Annotated in this window: 1 protein-coding gene; it reads left to right on the top strand. The window is 58.6% G+C overall.

The features are described 5' to 3' along the window. Positions 1–54: 54 nt before the first annotated feature. Positions 55–1,043, top strand: a 989-nt coding sequence (locus IP83_RS14920) for a LysM peptidoglycan-binding domain-containing protein (RefSeq protein ID WP_054123028.1), incomplete at its 3' end; no start/stop codon positions are given.

Raw genomic sequence — 1,043 nt, forward strand, 5'->3', positions numbered from 1 at the left:
TCACCATCGCCGCAACGTTCTGCTTCTGGCTCTGATCAATGAGTCCTGACCCTAGTGACCTCGGACACGGTGACCTCGCTGCAAGGTACCGACACCTTCGTCAATACCACGACCTATTACTACAACGCTGATGCAACCGGCAAAGGCGTGACCAGCGGCGGCACTTACATGGGCGGCGCCGTTACGCTATCTTCCACAGCCGTGACCAAGAACGGCACCTCGCAGACCGGTAGCACCACCACCAACACGCTCGTCTGGTGGGGCGGGGCAATGCAGTCGCTCACGAACTACGATTCCGGCTCGACGCACAACACCTCTTCCTTCAATTACGATCAGAGCGGGCATCTGAAATCGGTCTACGTCCAGGATGGCCGTCCGCGCACGATCAGCTTTGTCACGGATGTGAATGGCCAGATTCTTATCCGCGACGAGGATGACAACAGAACACCGACGAACCTGAACGGCGCTGCCGATCCGACCTACACCGGCGATCCGAAGGAGATCCATTATTACTTCAATGGCATGGGCGTGGGTGACATCTCGAACAACGGGACCAGCGATGTCGATTATGTGACGTCGATCGCCCAGCACACCGCAACCGCGGCGGCGAACACCGGCGCATTCCGAGGAGGCTCGGTCTACGGCACCAGCTATGCGGACTTTGATCAGAGCTATGATCCGATCAACGGTCTGAATTACGCCTCGACCTCAAGCCGCTATGTGGTGCAAGGCGGCGATACGCTCTCTTCCATCGCGCAGGCAGTGTGGGGCGATGCCAGCTTCTGGTACCTGATTGCGGACGCCAACGGGCTTGATGGCACGGAGACGCTCGTCACGGGGCAATCGCTGATCCTGCCGAACAAGGTCCACAACAGCCACAACAACACCAGCACCTACCGCGTTTATGATCCCAACGAAGCCATCGGCGATACGGCGCCGACCGCCGTGGCGCCGCCGAAGGATCCGGCATGTGGTGGGTTTGGGGCGATCCTGCTTGGTATCATTGCCATAGTGGTAACAGCAATCGTTGCTCCAGAATTGAT

It is taken from the genome of Novosphingobium sp. AAP93 (assembly GCF_001296055.1).
GTDB lineage: Bacteria > Pseudomonadota > Alphaproteobacteria > Sphingomonadales > Sphingomonadaceae > Novosphingobium.